General features: G+C 39.1%; 9 protein-coding genes and 1 pseudogene. 4 read left to right on the forward strand and 6 right to left on the reverse strand.

Annotated features, from left to right (window positions below; all coding sequences use genetic code 11):
• Window positions 1–1,011 precede the first annotated feature (1,011 nt).
• Entirely contained in the window at window positions 1,012–3,912 is a 2,901-nt protein-coding gene (locus tag F580_RS0111910) for a TonB-dependent receptor (protein WP_157443084.1), read from the forward strand.
• A gap of 151 nt (window positions 3,913–4,063) precedes the next feature.
• On the opposite strand, the gene F580_RS0111915 is transcribed toward F580_RS0111910, so the two are convergent.
• The 5 genes from F580_RS0111915 to F580_RS24415 all read right to left on the reverse strand — a co-directional run bounded on the left by F580_RS0111915 (window position 4,064) and on the right by F580_RS24415 (window position 9,464).
• A complete protein-coding gene (locus tag F580_RS0111915) occupies window positions 4,064–5,635 on the reverse strand; it encodes an arylsulfatase (RefSeq protein ID WP_019027963.1) in 1,572 nt (523 codons plus the stop codon).
• Window positions 5,636–5,979: 344 nt separating this feature from the next.
• On the reverse strand, window positions 5,980–6,549 hold the full coding sequence (locus F580_RS0111920) for a hypothetical protein (protein WP_157443085.1): 570 nt from the start codon (window positions 6,547–6,549) through the stop codon (window positions 5,980–5,982).
• Between the two features lie 189 nt (window positions 6,550–6,738).
• Window positions 6,739–7,035 (reverse strand): type II toxin-antitoxin system RelE/ParE family toxin, encoded by a 297-nt coding sequence (locus F580_RS27300; RefSeq protein ID WP_019027965.1) that lies wholly within the window; start codon window positions 7,033–7,035, stop codon window positions 6,739–6,741.
• Entirely contained in the window at window positions 7,035–7,271 is a 237-nt protein-coding gene (locus F580_RS0111930; RefSeq protein WP_019027966.1) for a type II toxin-antitoxin system ParD family antitoxin, read from the reverse strand. The genes F580_RS27300 and F580_RS0111930 overlap by 1 nt, the downstream gene beginning before the upstream one ends.
• 297 nt (window positions 7,272–7,568) lie before the next feature.
• Window positions 7,569–9,464, reverse strand: coding sequence for a sulfatase (locus F580_RS24415; protein ID WP_083926977.1), 1,896 nt, complete (start codon window positions 9,462–9,464; stop codon window positions 7,569–7,571).
• Between the two features lie 1,885 nt (window positions 9,465–11,349).
• On the opposite strand from F580_RS24415, the pseudogene F580_RS27305 reads away from it, so the two are divergent.
• Window positions 11,350–11,925, forward strand: a pseudogene (locus F580_RS27305) (Ig-like domain-containing protein); the annotation flags it as partial.
• A 473-nt stretch (window positions 11,926–12,398) separates the two neighbouring features.
• Here the strand turns inward: F580_RS27305 and F580_RS27310 are convergent.
• Window positions 12,399–12,761, reverse strand: coding sequence for a hypothetical protein (locus F580_RS27310; protein WP_425393327.1), 363 nt, complete (start codon window positions 12,759–12,761; stop codon window positions 12,399–12,401).
• Window positions 12,762–13,085: 324 nt separating this feature from the next.
• Between F580_RS27310 and F580_RS0111950 the strand changes: the two genes are divergently transcribed.
• Window positions 13,086–14,087 carry a hypothetical protein gene (locus F580_RS0111950; RefSeq protein WP_157443086.1) on the forward strand — a complete coding sequence of 334 codons (1,002 nt, stop codon included), beginning with the start codon at window positions 13,086–13,088 and terminating at the stop codon, window positions 14,085–14,087.
• Between the two features lie 78 nt (window positions 14,088–14,165).
• Window positions 14,166–15,722, forward strand: coding sequence for a metallophosphoesterase (locus tag F580_RS24420; protein WP_019027971.1), 1,557 nt, complete (start codon window positions 14,166–14,168; stop codon window positions 15,720–15,722).
• The last annotated feature ends 2 nt before the right edge of the window (window positions 15,723–15,724 follow it).

Genomic DNA, 15,724 nt, shown 5'->3' on the forward strand with positions numbered 1-15,724 from the left:
CTTTTTAATGTAATGTTAGCGCTAACATTACCATTGGTTTTATGGTTGTTCAATGGTTTTTATCTAAATTTTACTTAATGCTATTGAGTGATTGTATTTTTATTATTTGGTTGCAGAATAATATTTATTGACCTGAGTGGTTATTTTCTTTTTAGAAATAAAGTATTTAACTAATGTTTCCTGGCTTCTTTCCCATATTTAGCTCTGTCTTGACAGATTGCAATTACTGCGGGTTATCTATAAAGCTTATCTGATTGTGTACCTATTTGTATAACTCTACAGAGGTGTTAAAAAACGATTAGAATGAGTCAAATGCAATTTAATTGTTAGCGCTACCGGTGAGGCGGTTTTTATCTTGGGAATTTATAGACATTGCTTACGTTAGCGTTTGTTTCTACTAACGGCAGCTTCTCACTAGAACTTGACCTTTTTGACAAGATTGGAAGCGCAACTATTGCCATGAAAACGATGGCTTTAGATACTGAAAATAGTTCTAGAAAAGGCTGCTCATGCCAAAAACTGTTGCTTGGTATTCTTCATCATTACAGATATTAGCCCAACGATTAACTTGAAATACTTTAGGAGTACTAGCAGCTTTGGTTAGGTAATTTCTTTACGCTTCATTATTTGAATCGTTATCTGTCATATTTCATCTTTAATATACTTTAAGGGTGTGATATAAACGTTTTCATAATTTATTACTATAAGACTCAGTATTAACAAAAAACTAAGTTTTTATTTTTCCATGTAAGCAAAGTAAAAGTGTCTCTTTATATAATAGGCTCTGAAATGATAAACCCCCCTTAAGTTTATTTTGCTGTTGTTTCGTTATATTTTAGTTGTTAAGGGGTAGTGCTTTTGAAGTCTATCTGTTGTCTAGTTACTAAAGTTCGTGCAGTTATATTTTTTATATTTATAACGTCGCTCAGTGCCAATGTGCAGTCGCAGGAACTCGATAAGAGCCATCATTTCACGATTAAGAGCAAGCTGGCTGTCAAGTCGCTCATTGAATTGTCTGTTCAATCTGGTTATTTATTCCTGATCCCTTACGACGTGCTCGAAGGGGTATCTACAACTAAAATATCTGGCCAATATACTGTATCGCAAGCACTTGAATTGATGTTTAAGGATAGTACCATCACCGTCGATATCGACGAACATGGTGATATAGTTGCTGTTAAAAGAGCTTCAGCCCCTCTTGAAACCCCTGACATTGAAATTGTTAAAATAACTGGTATTCGATCCAGTTGGGATACCAGCCAAATCAATAAATACAGTGCTAATACCATTACCGAAAGTGTTGTTGCACAAGACACCGGAAAATTTCCAGATGATAACCTCGCCAGTACGCTTAAAAGAGTCTCGGGTATCACAGCAGGTACAAGTCATGGGGCAGCTAAAAATATTGCGGTACGAGGTTTTGGCTCGCAATTTAATCTAGTCTTGATGAATGGTCGCAAATTGGCCAGCAGCACGATCACTAGAGGTTTCGATTTTCAGTCGATACCCAGTGAACTGGTGTCTGAAGCCACCATATATAAAACCTCACTGGCAAACTTACCAGAGGGCGGCATTAGTTCCACTATAAATCTTGAAACACAAAAACCGTTAAAAGCACTCAACTCTGCAAACATAGTAAAATTAAATTTAAACTATGAAGATTCTACCAAAAAACCAGGACTTGGCGTTTTTATTAGTATCAACGAAAGCTTTCTTCAAGATAAGGTCGGTATGTCACTTGCCATCTCACACCAAGAGCGAGATTTTTATACTGACTCTGCTACGGCTGGCAGTTGGCATCCAATAACCGTATCAGAAGAGCAAACGAGTGATTTTTTTAAAGATGCTAAAGGCAATGGTGCAGGAAATTATTGGCGGCCATCAAAAAATAACAATAGCAGGTCTTGGCAGCAGCGCTCAAGCACAGGTATTGTTAGTGCTTTACAGTACGCTGACGACAATATAAAAGTTACCTTTGATACTTTACATTCTAACTTTTCTACCGACTCAAAATCAATTTCAGCCGCTTATTTTCTTGATCCTACTACTATCCATAATGCTGAAGTTGGCGAAAATAACGTTATTGAAAGCCTTGATTATGTTAGATTTCCGGAAATGGTTAATCACACCACGCAGCGTCATCTTAATATGCAAATGTATGGCTTAAATATTGAGTGGGAATTAAATAATAACTTGTTTAGCCATTGGGATGTTTCTTATTCTAGTTCTAAAAATAAACCTAGCGATAAAACTAGTACAGTCGTGATTCGGGGGCCTGAATCAACCATGCGTATAGATCATGCCGATAATACCGTGTTACCAGTAGCTAGCATATTGTCTAGTCAAACAGATGACGGTGCTACATTTCAGTATTCATCGTTGGATGAATATAAAAGTTGGTTTGTTGGACGTAGTGGCGATCAACTTATCGAAGATATCACAGCGTTTACTTTTGAATTAAATTGGTATCCAGACTTGCCGCTGTTGACCCGAGTTCAAGTGGGTAGTGCGTACAGCCTAAATAATTTTGATAATATCCATCGAGTCAATGAAGATATATTTTTTTATGGCGGTGGCAACTATGTTGATATACCAAGCAATTTTTTATCATTATTGGATGTCTCTGACTTATTCCCAAACACAAACCACTCAGCTTTTAATACTTGGGCAGATTTTGATGCTGAAGAAGTGATCCAATATTTAGAGTCGGATGAAGCCTTGTTGGCAAGAGATAAAACAATAGGTGCGGAACCAGGCACTTCAAAATCTCAATTTCCAAATTCTGCAATGAATAGTGTTATATCGCCAGATAAAACATTCCACGTTAAAGAGCACAATTTTGCTGGATATTTAAGTGTGTTGTTTGAAACAGAAATCGCTAATATGCCTTTTATCACCAACCTCGGTGTCAGACTATCAAAAACTAATATAGAGCTAAATGGTCATCAAGCTAACTTAAGCGATCTCATTTTACATCCTGATGTCAACAATAGGTTGATTGCTTTTTATGATGAACCCACCGCAGTTAATAGTAAAAAAGATTACTTTTATGTTTTACCAAACCTTAACCTTAGACTAAATATCACAGACGCATTGGTCACCCGCTTTGCTGTTTCTAAAACCTTGACCAGACCTAACTTCTCAAGTCTTGGTCCGGCTTATAGTTATACAGGAACAATATATCATTCTGCGATGAATGTTAGAAAAGCTAACACTGAGTTAGAGCCTTATATTTCAACTAACTATGATTTCGCCTTGGAATGGTATGACGAAAAGGCTGGTTATTTATCTATTGGCCTTTTTCGTAAAAACCTTGACGGTTTTATTGTTACGTCTACCGAGCGTGAAGGCATAACTATAGAAAACTCAAGTAATCTTACCACCGAGAATATCCAAGGTAATACAGCCTACTTCAACGTTAATCAAGATAATAATCTTACCAAAACAAATGTTCAGGGTATCGAACTTTCATTTCAGCACAGCTTTAGATATTTACCGAGTATATTGGCAAATTTTGGCGTAAGAATGAATGGCACCTGGGTAGATATAGAAGATGAATTTCAACAGGACAACTTTAGCAATGCCATAACCTTACCCGGGCTAAGTGATTCAAAAAATATAATTTTATACTATGAAGACTCTGTTTTTGAAGCGAGATTGGCTTATAGTAGTAGAGATGAATACTTCTCTCAGTATTCAACAAGCGAAAGCTTAGAGCCTGAATTTGTTGAAAAATACAAGCAATTGGATTTTCGTATGAGTTATTACCTAAATAAGAACACACAAGTGTTCATTGATGGTATTAACCTTACAGGTGAAGTGGTTAAAGTTAGAGGCCGCTATGAAAATCAGTTTCTACATTACCAGGATGCTGGTCGCAGATTTAGCCTTGGCATCAGGACTAAATTTTAGTTGCTATGAACGAGGTTATCCCCAAAAAATTAATCGCCACAACAAGATGAAAACTGTCAGCTGCCATAAACCATTATATGGCCTAGCTACTTTAAGGCTGCCAAAACAAGGCGTTGAATGTAACTTAAAGTAGCAGGACACTATTTTTTTACTAATACGCTTTCTTTCTATTTTGACCTTTAAAGTCGAAGTTCCAGCTGTTCATATATGACTCCGTACGTGACTCGTCCATTAATTTAAGTGCTTTTTTAACTAACTCAGGATTTTTGCTGGCTAGGTTAGTGGTTTCACTTGGATCATTCGTTAAGTCAAATAACTCAATTTCAGCGCCATCTTCTGACGTACCATTATAATAACGGATCACTTTCCAGTCTGAGCCATTAACATTGTTCATGCGTACTGCTTGTGTGTGACCACCGGTGCTGCGATGAAATTCCCAATATAAGCTGCTATGTTTTTGTTGTTGGCCATTACCAGTTAATGCCGGTAAAAAAGAAATGCCGTCAGTTGTTTTTGGTGCTTCAACGTTGGCAATATCTGCTAACGTTGGCATTACATCCCAAAATGCTGAAACATGGTCGTTTTTAGTGCCTGCTTTTATCTTACCCGGCCAGCGAGCAACCATAGGCATGAGGATACCACCGTCATAGAAATCACGTTTTATGCCACGTAAATGTGCGGTAGCGTTAAAGAATTCAAGATCAGCACCACCTTCAGGGCTAGGACCGTTGTCACTGGTGAAAATAATCAGGGTATTGTCATCAATGCCTAAATCTTTTAATTGCTGAATTAAACGTCCTACGCCTTCATCAATGTGAGAAATCATCGCAGCACGTGTAGCACGTGGTTTAAATGACGGCACATAATTGAAAAAAGTCTCACCGGTATACGGCTCTTCTTCAAAGTTATATTTGGCAATTTCTTCATCAGGTGCTTGTAAAGCTGCATGTGGCGCAGCATAGGCTAAATATAAGAAAAACGGATTGTTTTTATTTTTCGCTACATAATCAAGCGCTTCTTCAGTTAAACGTTCTTGGGCAAAATCGGTGCGTTTAAATTGCTCATAAACTGACTCGTCATATTTATCTGCACCTTCTGGAAATCCAGGATGCGGGTGTAGCCATTCATTATCAAGCGGGAACTTTTCTTCATTTTGCCAAAGGTGGGTAGGGTAGTGGTTATGTGCTTGTTTTTGATCTAAATAACCAAAAAAATAATCAAAACCTTGCTTGGTTGGTACACCAATAGAGCCTGGACCACCTAAGCCCCATTTACCGATTAATGCCGTGGCGTAACCGGCGTCTTTCATCACATCAGCAATTGAGATTGTTCTACCGTCTAATGGTTCCTGACCTCCTTCTTCGCTGTCTAAGTAGCCGCCCATTTCATAGTTACCACGGATTTGACCATGGCCAGAATGTTGTCCTGTCATTAGTGCCGCACGAGAAGGTGCGCATACAGTATTACCCGCGTAGTGTTGAGTAAACACCATACCTTCGTCAGCCATGATCTGTAAGTTAGGGGTACGGGTTTTTTGTTGACCGAAAGGTTCTATATCGCCATAACCCATATCATCAACCAGAATATAAATAACATTGGGTTTGTCGGTGTTTACCGAGCTGGCCTTTGTTACCGGCGTAGTTGTACTTGAAGTAGGATTACAGCCGCCAAGCGCCAGGGAAGCGGCGATGACAGACAAAGAAAATACATTTCTAAAATTCATAAATTGACCTTAATTTGTTTCTTTTCTATTTCATAAAATACATATCAAGTCGTTATATCGACTGTTAAAGGCAGGAAAAATATTTCATGCATATATACAACCAGATCCCCACCAATATCGTTAGTGAGTTAGGACTAGAAAGTGCTATTGATAAGTGATTTACTACTTATAAATTTTTTTTACCTATCATATAGACTGATAGAAAAATTAAAAACCCTATGTTTATATTGATTTATTATTAGCGGGTAATAAAACGTTGGTCAGTGCGCTGACTTTTTTAGATCAGAGGGGGCAATGAACAATTGTCCATGGCTATTTTAAGAACCTGGTTTAAATGGCTAGTTTTACTTATCTAAATTTATGATACGTACTAATGAAATGGGCAACTTATCAGATTCAATGTAAAAGTCATTAAGCATATTTTTACCGTTGAAAGTCACATTTTCCAAAATAAAGCTAACAGTTTTTATCTTGTTATCACCTACAGTTTTAATATGTTGCCAAGTTTTATTGCCATTAGTTTTGCCACTAGATATTGCTAGTTCGCTAACTTTACTATCAAGGTAAGATACTTTTATCATCACGCGATTGATAGTTTTTCCAGGGGCAATAAACCTATCATCAATAGCAAAACCTATTTTGTCTGCTGTTTTTGCTAAATAACTAAAATGTTTATCTTTAGCCATGGTCCACATTGCTATTGGATGTTGCACCTTAAAAGCCGGTTGGGTTTTTATCTGGTCATCATCACGTTGGTATAGCCAACGTTCCATGTTTTTCACCGACTTAGATTTACTCTTACCTTGCTTTAAATCAGCTTCATTAAGAAAGGCCCAAGCCTCGTTGGTATGGTTTACATCTTTACCCATATTAACGGCTGTCCAGGCGGTAAGAACGGCTCGTTTAAGTGGCACACACCCAATATAAGATCAAAACAAGTGAAAATTAGAATTACCTTCAGTGATGGCAAAATTTATGATGAGAGTGATGGTTTCTTTTCTATAAGTGGGTAACCTGTCGGCTAAAAAAACAATATTTAAAGTTAAGTAATTAACATGAAGTGGTACGAGTATAGATGCTTTACTTTCTCTCTATGTGAGTAATTAAGTCGTAATGTGTTTAGATGGTTCCATTGATTGGTGTAACACATCAATAATATCTATATGGGTATGATGCACTCGATAGTAAATGGTGTGTGAGCCTACAAAGTTGCTGTAATACCCAACGTTCAAGTCTTCTCTTATTATTCCGCGAGATGGAGTTTCGGCTAGTTCATGAAATCGTTTACGAATGCTCTGGAGGTAAGCTTTCGTTCTTTTGGCACCAAAGTTTTTAATTGAATACGACCGAATACTTCTTAAGCTATTTTGCGCTTCAGGCGATAAAATAAATTGTGCCATTATCCGATAAGTTCTTGCATAAACCTGTCACCATCAACACCTTCCCCTCGATCAAGCTGTGCTTCACCAACTGAAAGTTTTTGTCTTAATAAGTCTAATTTTGTTTCATGCTCTTCTAGAAGACGAAGACCTGCTCTCACAGCTTCACTCGTTGATTCAAACCTACCTTGTTGAATTTTATTTTCAACAAACCCTCCAAAATGATCTCCTAATGTGACACTGGTATTTCTTTGCATAAATCACCTCTCTTGTTGTATTACATTCTAATACAACATAAAAGTATGTCAATGCTTTGACCTATTCATTAGCATTATCTGTGATTTCTTTGATAACTCTTTGTACAGTGCCAGTGCCTAGACCGAGGGTTTTGGCAATTTTAAACATTCCCATTGGTGGTTTGATACTTTAGCTCGTCCAAGTTTTACACCCTTATCCCTTTTGTAATATTTTAATATTTATGTACCAAACTTTGTCGCCATGGTTACTAACATAGTTAGCATGAAATAGTAGCGAAAATATATTAACATCAATTGCTAAAGTGACTGGTAAAGTCCAGCTTCTTTTATTTGTATATCGCCATCTATATAGCGGTGTTTTCCTGCCAGTTGAATACTTATAGCCTGTAACTGTTTAAATGATTTGAGTAAGTAATCTGTATGTAGTTTTTCTAATGGTACACCAAAATCAAATCTGACTTCTTGCCAGTCGGTCGTTGCTTCAACAAAAACTTTCACTGCCCGTGTTTCATAACCATCAACAGTAATCGAGGTATTGATTTGTATAGGGCCATCTGGAAACGCTTTTGTTTGGTCAAATTTAATTTTCATGGTAAACGCAGACTGGGTAAATTGTGCTAAATTCAGTGGAAAGGTTAATTTAGCTGCACCGCTTTTGTTAGGCAAATAAGCACGTATCGCTTGCTGATTGTCTTTAATATCACAATTTTTACAAGTCACTTTTTTATAGTCTGGCGAGGTAAATGAGTAGAGTGCTTTACCCAAAGTAACCGGCACGGATATTAAGAGATGATCCTTTTTAGGTAACAGCGCTTTATGCTGTGCAATTACCGACTTATATTCAGCAGCAGCACTTAAATTTGACCACTCTTTCGAGTCTTTATTATGATCATAAAGCTCTTCGGTGCCATCTTCCCAGCGGATATAACGGTATTGGTCACTGCGAACGGAATGATTTTTATAGCCCATGGTAGTTAAAATCGGCTCATGCCATTCTTGATCTGGTTTACTGAACAGTGGCGCGAAACTCTTGCCATCGATATCTTTTTTCTCAGGTAAACCCGCAAGCTCAACTAAGGTTGGATATAAATCTTGTAAGCTCACCAAGGCATCTGTTTTTACATTTTTGGCAATGGCGTTAGGTACTTTTATCAGTAGCGGTACACGCGCCGACTCTTCCCATAACTTAGTTTTACCAAACTGTAATTTTTCGCCAAGATACCAGCCATGGTCGCCCCACACCACTACGATGGTATTATCTGCGTAAGGGCTTTTTGCTAAGGCATCTAAGATAACGCCTATACTGTCATCAACATAGCTAATATTTGCTAGGTATGCCCGAGTTGTCTCTTTAAACAGTCCAGCTTCTTTAACCCGTAAAAAATTGTGATGAGGTTTATGTTTTTCTTTGCCATCTGTAGTTAGAATATCACTTAAATCGCTGGGTAAATAATCTGGTACTTGAATGGTTTCAAGCGGATACATATCGAAATACTTTTGCGGTACATACCAAGGTAAATGCGGTTTTGAAATCCCTACACCCATAAAAAAGGGTTTATCAAAGTCTTGTGTTAATTGGTCAGCAAACCAGAGCGCTGTTGCCATATCTTTGGTTTTTTCATCTGGTCCCGACGTTGCTCCCCAGTCAAACTCTTTCTGCAGTTTTTGACTTTTCCCCTTAACTGCTTTCAAGCCATTTAATGGCTTCTCGCCCTTTGGTCCGCCACCACCAGTCGCTTTTTGCCAAACATCCCAGGCCCATTGGCCATGATCTTTACCATGTTTATGGAATATTTTTCCGCGACTGATGGTTTGGTAACCATGCTGAGAAAAATATTGCGGCATGGTGGCAACGTCTTTGGTTACCTCAGAATGTTTTAAGTTGTTACTATTACCATATACGCCAGATTTTGAAGGCAAAAAACCGGTCATAATGGCTGAGCGGGAAGGGCCACATACAGTAGCAGGGGTATAAGCGCGGTTAAATACAACGCCTTGCTGAGCCAATTTTTCCATATTAGGGGTAATTGCCTGAGGGTGACCGCCAAAGGGTGATGGCCAGTCATTCATATCGTCAACCGAAATGAACAACACGTTGTAGGGTTGTTTTGCCAGGCTAACAAACGGCAACAACAGCAACAAAAACAAAGTGGAAAAAATTTTCCTTGTACTGGAATATGGGGGGATATGCATTATGAGAACTCTCTTATTTTTGTTTAATATTTATTATGTCATAAAGAATGGCGCTGAATTTCTTTGAATCAGAAAACTTATTCATATAGTAAGACATGGTAATAGCAAATAACCCTATAAATATTCTCGACCAATCCTGCTAGTTGTTTCGTCGATGCCGACAGGGATGTAAGTAGGAGCCGTTGCTGATGCAATAGCTAGCTTATCATTGGGATTGAACGCACTGGTTTTTTAATAACACAACCACGTTCTCGAATATTAACGGCGCACACAAATGACAGCGTATTAACTTTACTTACCCGTACTCTGTTGCTAGCTAAAATAGCTTATCCAGTTGAAATATTTTAAGGGTTATTTTCCCTTGTCGAGTCTAATTATTAAAGGGTATTACCCACTCGTGGCTGAAAATACATAATCTCAGCGTCGCTCTGATTATCCTTTCCAATGCCCAACTCAAGGAAACCATTAAAATATGAAAAATATAATAATAAGTATTTTGTTTTTATTTAGTTGCCAAGCAGCCTTTGCTGGGCCTGTAGCCAATTTACCGCAACCTGGTTTTTTTGGGGTATATAACTGGGCTAGCTGGAAACCTTGGAAAACCGATAAAGAGAACTCCCCTAATATGAAAGGGGCGACAGTTATTATGCATTGGCGAAATGTTGAACCAACGGAAGATGATTATAAATGGGATGAACAATTAGGTGAAAAACTCCGAGAAGCGGTCGAAAATGATTTCTATGTGCAAGCCATGATTTGGGTTGGTCCTCACGCACCGGAGTGGATATATGATGCACCATATAATGTGGAACTAGTTGAAACAGATCGTGATACTAATGGTTTAGGCGAACCGGTAGTGGGTGAAAACATATTTCCTTATTATTTCAACACTGAGTATAAAAATTTATTTTTTGACTTAATCGAAGATTTTGGTGCTTATGTCGACAGCTTGCCAGAAAAGCTGCAAGAGCGCCTCGTTTTTGTGCAAAGCTGTGAAGGCTCAACGGGCGATGGCTGGGGTTATAAAGGTACTCCACTTGATGAAGTATCATACCTGATGACCCGTGAACAGTTTGACGATTTTCGCCAAGAAACCTGGGCAGAATATAAAAAGCATTTTTCTATACCGATTGCGGTGAATATTGATAATGATACCTTGGCAAACCATGAAGATTGGTTATTCGACAACTTTACGCCAATGGGGGTAAAACAAGGCATGTTTTCGCATGGTTACCACGTAAGCGATAATAATGACCGTATCGAAGAGTATCAGCGCATTAATGAAAGAGCTCAGGCGGCAGGAAAATACATTTTTTCTCGCGGAGAAATGGACGGGGAATTAACTAACAGTGGCTGGTCTAAGCAAAATATTCCTGAGGCGCTTTATTGGTCGGCACTTTTTGCGACCCATGCTGGCTTAGATATATGGAATGTGACATGGGCTTCCTTAATCCCACCAGAAAACCAAGAAGCGTTTATTTTCTTTAACCGCTATGCCGGCCAACGCCAACCGGCAACCGCACAATATGCATTTGCTGCTTTACGCCAAGGTTTAAATGCAGCCGATACCAACACCTTTCCCGAGTCTGAATTTGGTCAAGCTAAAAAAAGCAACAAACAACGTTATCTAAACATTAAAGACAAGTTTGCTGCACGAGGGGCTGTTCAATTAGATGTCGATGCGGCAACGGGCGGCGGTATGACAAATAGACACCGCGACGGCTATAACGACGTGGGTTGGAATATAGTTGCGGGCAACTATGCTCGATTCTTAACGCAATTAAACCCAGAACAAACCTCAAAGGGTTACTGGCATCAAGGACCAGCGGAGAATATTTACAGCAGATTTTCTCGCGACTTTAAATTGACCAACGGCCAAGGAGAAATGAGTTTTGCCTTGCATCAGGACTTTTTCGCCGAGCCAGACATCCCTAAAAACGTCACCGTGAGAGTTGTTTATTTAGACGAGGGTACAGGCCAATGGTCGCTCGACTATCAACAAGCGGATAACACGGTGCAAAGCGTCATTGTGCACAACCAGGACACGGGTAAATGGATCAGTACAGAAGTTGTGCTTAATCAAACGCTGCTAAATCGCAGCTTATCCGGTGCTGATATTAAGTTAGTTTATCAATCGGGGGATAATACCAAATTCCATTTGGTCGAGCTCAATAGGCAGGTAGACTTTTCTATACTAATAGGCACCTTAAGCAGCAATGAAGGCTATTCAACAACAAAAGAACCATTTACCTTAACCGTATCTTTTAATTTGCCCGTATCCGGTTTAGCAATAGATGACTTTATAGTGGTTAATGGGACGGCAGCGAATTTATTAGCAGCAGGTAATAACCGCTGGTCGGTAGACATATCGCCGATAAATGAGGGGGATGTATCAATTTTTTTGCAAGAATATAGCGTACAAGATAGCCATAATAACTGGAATCAAGTCTCGTCAATTACTGTTAACTATCAACTTGCACCTCTTGTATCGATAGCATCATCTTCAATTGATGGAAATAGCGTTACAATAGAGGCAGCTGCGACGAGTGAGACGATTAGCCTAATGGGTTTTTATGTTGATGATGAATTACATGAAAATATTGAATCAGCCCCCTATACCTATACATCTACGGAACTTAGTAATGGCCCTCATGAGTTTAAAGTCAAGTTAGTAGAAGATGACGGTACAATAAGCTGGTCTGAACCGTTAACATTAACGATAGACCATACGCCTGAACCAACTAAACTTATAGAGATTTTAAACTCTTCAATTGACGGAAATAGCGTTACCATAGTTGCAGGCTCTATCAGTACTACTATTACCCATATTGGTTTTTATGTAGATGGTGTATGGAAGAAAAATATTGGTCCAGCCCTAGATGAATATACCTATACATTTACGGGTCTTAGCGATGGCGACCATAATTTTCAAACCTATTTGGTAGAAGATGACTTAACAAAAACCTGGTCAGATACGGTAACATTAACGATAGGAAATACACCTACACCAGAGCCTACGCCAGAGCCTGCACCTGAGCCCACGCCAGAGCCTACACCAGAGCCTACGCCAGAGCCCACGCCAGAGCCTACGCCAGAGCCCACGCCAGAGCCTACGCCAGAGCCTACACCAGAGCCTACGCCAGAGCCTACACCAGAGCCTACACCAGAGCCTACACCAGGATCTGACGAAGAAGGTTCATCTGGAGGTGGTTTTGAATTTATATCAGTCTTATTACTTTTAAGTTTGGCAATATTTAGGAATAGAAAGTTTAGGAATACAAAGTATAAAGGTACCAAGTTTAACAGTAAAAAATCGCAACGATAGAAAGCTCTTATTATTAATTATAAGTGATATAATTGCAGGTTTGATGTTGTACCCAAGCCCCTCAAGAGACTGAAACGAGCATCTTGAAGTCGCTTGGGTATAAGTCAGTAAACAATAATTTGGAAACGTTTATCTTTGAAATTCAACATAGTATTTTTTATAATTGCCATCTTTGAAAGTGTAGCTATCGCAGAACCGATACCCTTGCTACATTTTCCGATGGATGAAATATTTTCCTAATTTTATCTGTGGATATAACGACTTGATATGTGTTTTTTGAAGGAGAAAATAAACAAGTGAAACATTCTATTAAAATCATCTCCCTGCTTACTGCAGTATGTTTAATGTCGGCATGTAGTCTAACGAAAAAGGAAAAAACTTACGATGCCATTACTTTTATTGCTTTTGGCGATACTCCTTACGAAACAGCGCCTATTGGTGCTGCCAAAACGCCTTTTTTGAATGCTTTTTTGGGTTATTTAAATCAAACTGACACCCACCCTTTAGCACCAGAATTCACTATTCATGTGGGTGATTTTATAAAGGGCAGTGAATCAAAAAAACACTGTAACGAAAAACGCTATATTTTTATGAAAGATGCGTTAACGGCCAAGCTGAAAACACCTGCTTTTATTATCCCCGGCGACAATGAATACAATGATTGCGGCAATCGATCTGAAGCCATAGGGTTCTGGCATACTTATCTAGGAAAACTTGAAGACAATTGGTCACTAGAACAAAAAACGGCATTTGCTCTAACTCCAGTAAATAGACAAAATGAACAGCAAGATAATTTCTCCTTTGTAAGGCAGGGTGTTTTATTTATTGGCATTAATCTAGTAGGTAGTCGTGTTCGTGACGTTAAGGAATGGGATGCAAGGATAAATAATAACATTTCGTGGCTTACTCAGCAGATTGAAAAAAATGAAAAATACGTAAGGTCGGTTGTTATTTTTGCCCATGCAGATCCGATACGAAATATAAACACACCTAAATATAGAAACGCAAAATATATGAAGGCTGTCATGAACAACATCCTGAGTTTATCCACCACCACCGGCAAACCATTTTTGTTCATACATGGAGATTATCATTTTTTTGAAAGTGAATATTCGTGGTATGGGAAAAATATTCTTCGTGTAATGGTAGGACAAAAAATGGACAAACCTATCGTTATCACGGTGACCAATGACATAAATACGCCATTTATTGTCAATGACAAAGATGACCACTTTAAAATAATAGTGCCGTCACTAGTGCCGGAGAGTGCAACAGGTAACAAGTCTCTATCCCTTTAGGAGTCAACACTCATGAGAATAGAACTACACGAGATAAATAAATTCGATTAAAAATTACTAAACACTGAGACCACAAGAATGATAATAAAAAGAAATTTATCGGCTAAATTACCTGCGCTAGTGTTGGCTTTGGCTTCATGTACCGCATCGGCCACCATTGATTTACACCGCCTGACTTGGGATGCTGACCCCGCGCATCAAGCCGTCATTGGATTTACCCAAACCGGCTCAGCTGGCACAGCAACCGTAAAATACGGTTATTCTACTAATGAGAGTAACTGGGTAACCAAATCCGTTACTAATACTCAAAGTTTCAAAGGCGTTAACCGCTATAAAAAAAACAAGGGCTGCAGCAAAAAAATCAAAGACGACGTCCTAACAGGCAAGGACGGCAGTAAAAAAAGCAAGGGCTGCAGCAAAAAAATCAAGAACGACGGCCTAACAAGCAAAGACGACAGTCTAGTCAGCAAGTTTGTTCGACTTACTGACCTAAATGCAAATTCAGCGGTATATTATCGAGTTTGTGAAGGCAGTATCTGTGGCGATCGCATGTGGTTTAAAACCGCGCCCACTGACCATTCTGCTTTTGTTATGTTAGCGGGTGGTGATACCCGTACAGGCATTAATACTCGTCGTTCAGGTAATGAGTTACTTGCCAAAATCCGCCCATTATTCGTTATGCACGGTGGTGACTACACCAACTCAAATAATGTCTCGCAAATGAAAGATTACCTTGAAGATTGGAAGCTTACTTTCTCTCATGACAATATTGATGGTATGGCTTATAAACGCATCTATCCGGTAGTAGCTACTCACGGTAATCATGAAAACAAAAATTTCAGTACCTTGTGTCAGGTGTTTGGTGTCGATTACAATGGCGATGGCGTTTGTAACGACGATGATACCTATGGCGCCTTTGATATATCACCTTTGTTGCGGGTATACACCCTAAATACTGAATATAGGAATAGTGGCTGGTCGAAGCAGGCTAATGAGCAAAACAAGTGGTTAGCGAAAGATTTCGCCATTAACAAAAATAAAACCAACTGGCGTTTTGCCCAATACCATAAGCCATTTTTTCCACATTCAAGAGCCAAAAAAGATAATCTAATACTATTCAAGTGGTGGGCTGATGAATTTTACAAAAATGCCCTGAATATAGCGTTTGAGTCAGACACCCATATAACCAAAGTAACCCATCCGGTAACTCCTGTCAGTAATCAGTTTCAAGTCAGTAAAACAGGCGGCACCATTTATGCGGGTGAAGGCAGTTGGGGCGCTGATGCCCGCTCAGCCAATAGGCCCCAAGCATGGACAATTGATCTTGCGAGCATTCAACAATTTAAGATTGTAACGGTAAGTAGTGACAAGGTTGAAATGCGCACGGCACAATTCGACGCAGGTGCCAGTACCCTTACTGCGCAGCAGCGAGCGGATAATGCCACATTGTTACCCACAGGTGTAAACTGGTGGAGTGCCAACAGCATTGGCGAAGTTGTCAACTTAACTCGAAGTAAGCGTGGGCTTTCTATTCTAGAAAATGCACCAACACCGAGATTTACACCAGCACCTATGCCTGAAAATAATGATAGAAAATCAACAGACAGCAACAGAGCAAATGGTTCAACACATTAGTT

The organism is Colwellia piezophila ATCC BAA-637, assembly GCF_000378625.1.
In the GTDB taxonomy this organism is placed as follows: domain Bacteria; phylum Pseudomonadota; class Gammaproteobacteria; order Enterobacterales; family Alteromonadaceae; genus Colwellia; species Colwellia piezophila.

Excerpts from the sequence above, each read along its gene's own strand:
- F580_RS24415 (WP_083926977.1), bottom strand. The coding sequence starts at position 9,464 with ATGCATATCCCCCCATATTCCAGTACAAGGAAAATTTTTTCCACTTTG.
- F580_RS0111930 (WP_019027966.1), bottom strand. The coding sequence starts at position 7,271 with ATGCAAAGAAATACCAGTGTCACATTAGGAGATCATTTTGGAGGGTTT.
- F580_RS0111915 (WP_019027963.1), bottom strand. The coding sequence starts at position 5,635 with ATGAATTTTAGAAATGTATTTTCTTTGTCTGTCATCGCCGCTTCCCTG.
- F580_RS27300 (WP_019027965.1), bottom strand. The coding sequence starts at position 7,035 with ATGGCACAATTTATTTTATCGCCTGAAGCGCAAAATAGCTTAAGAAGT.
- F580_RS24420 (WP_019027971.1), top strand. The coding sequence starts at position 14,166 with ATGATAATAAAAAGAAATTTATCGGCTAAATTACCTGCGCTAGTGTTG.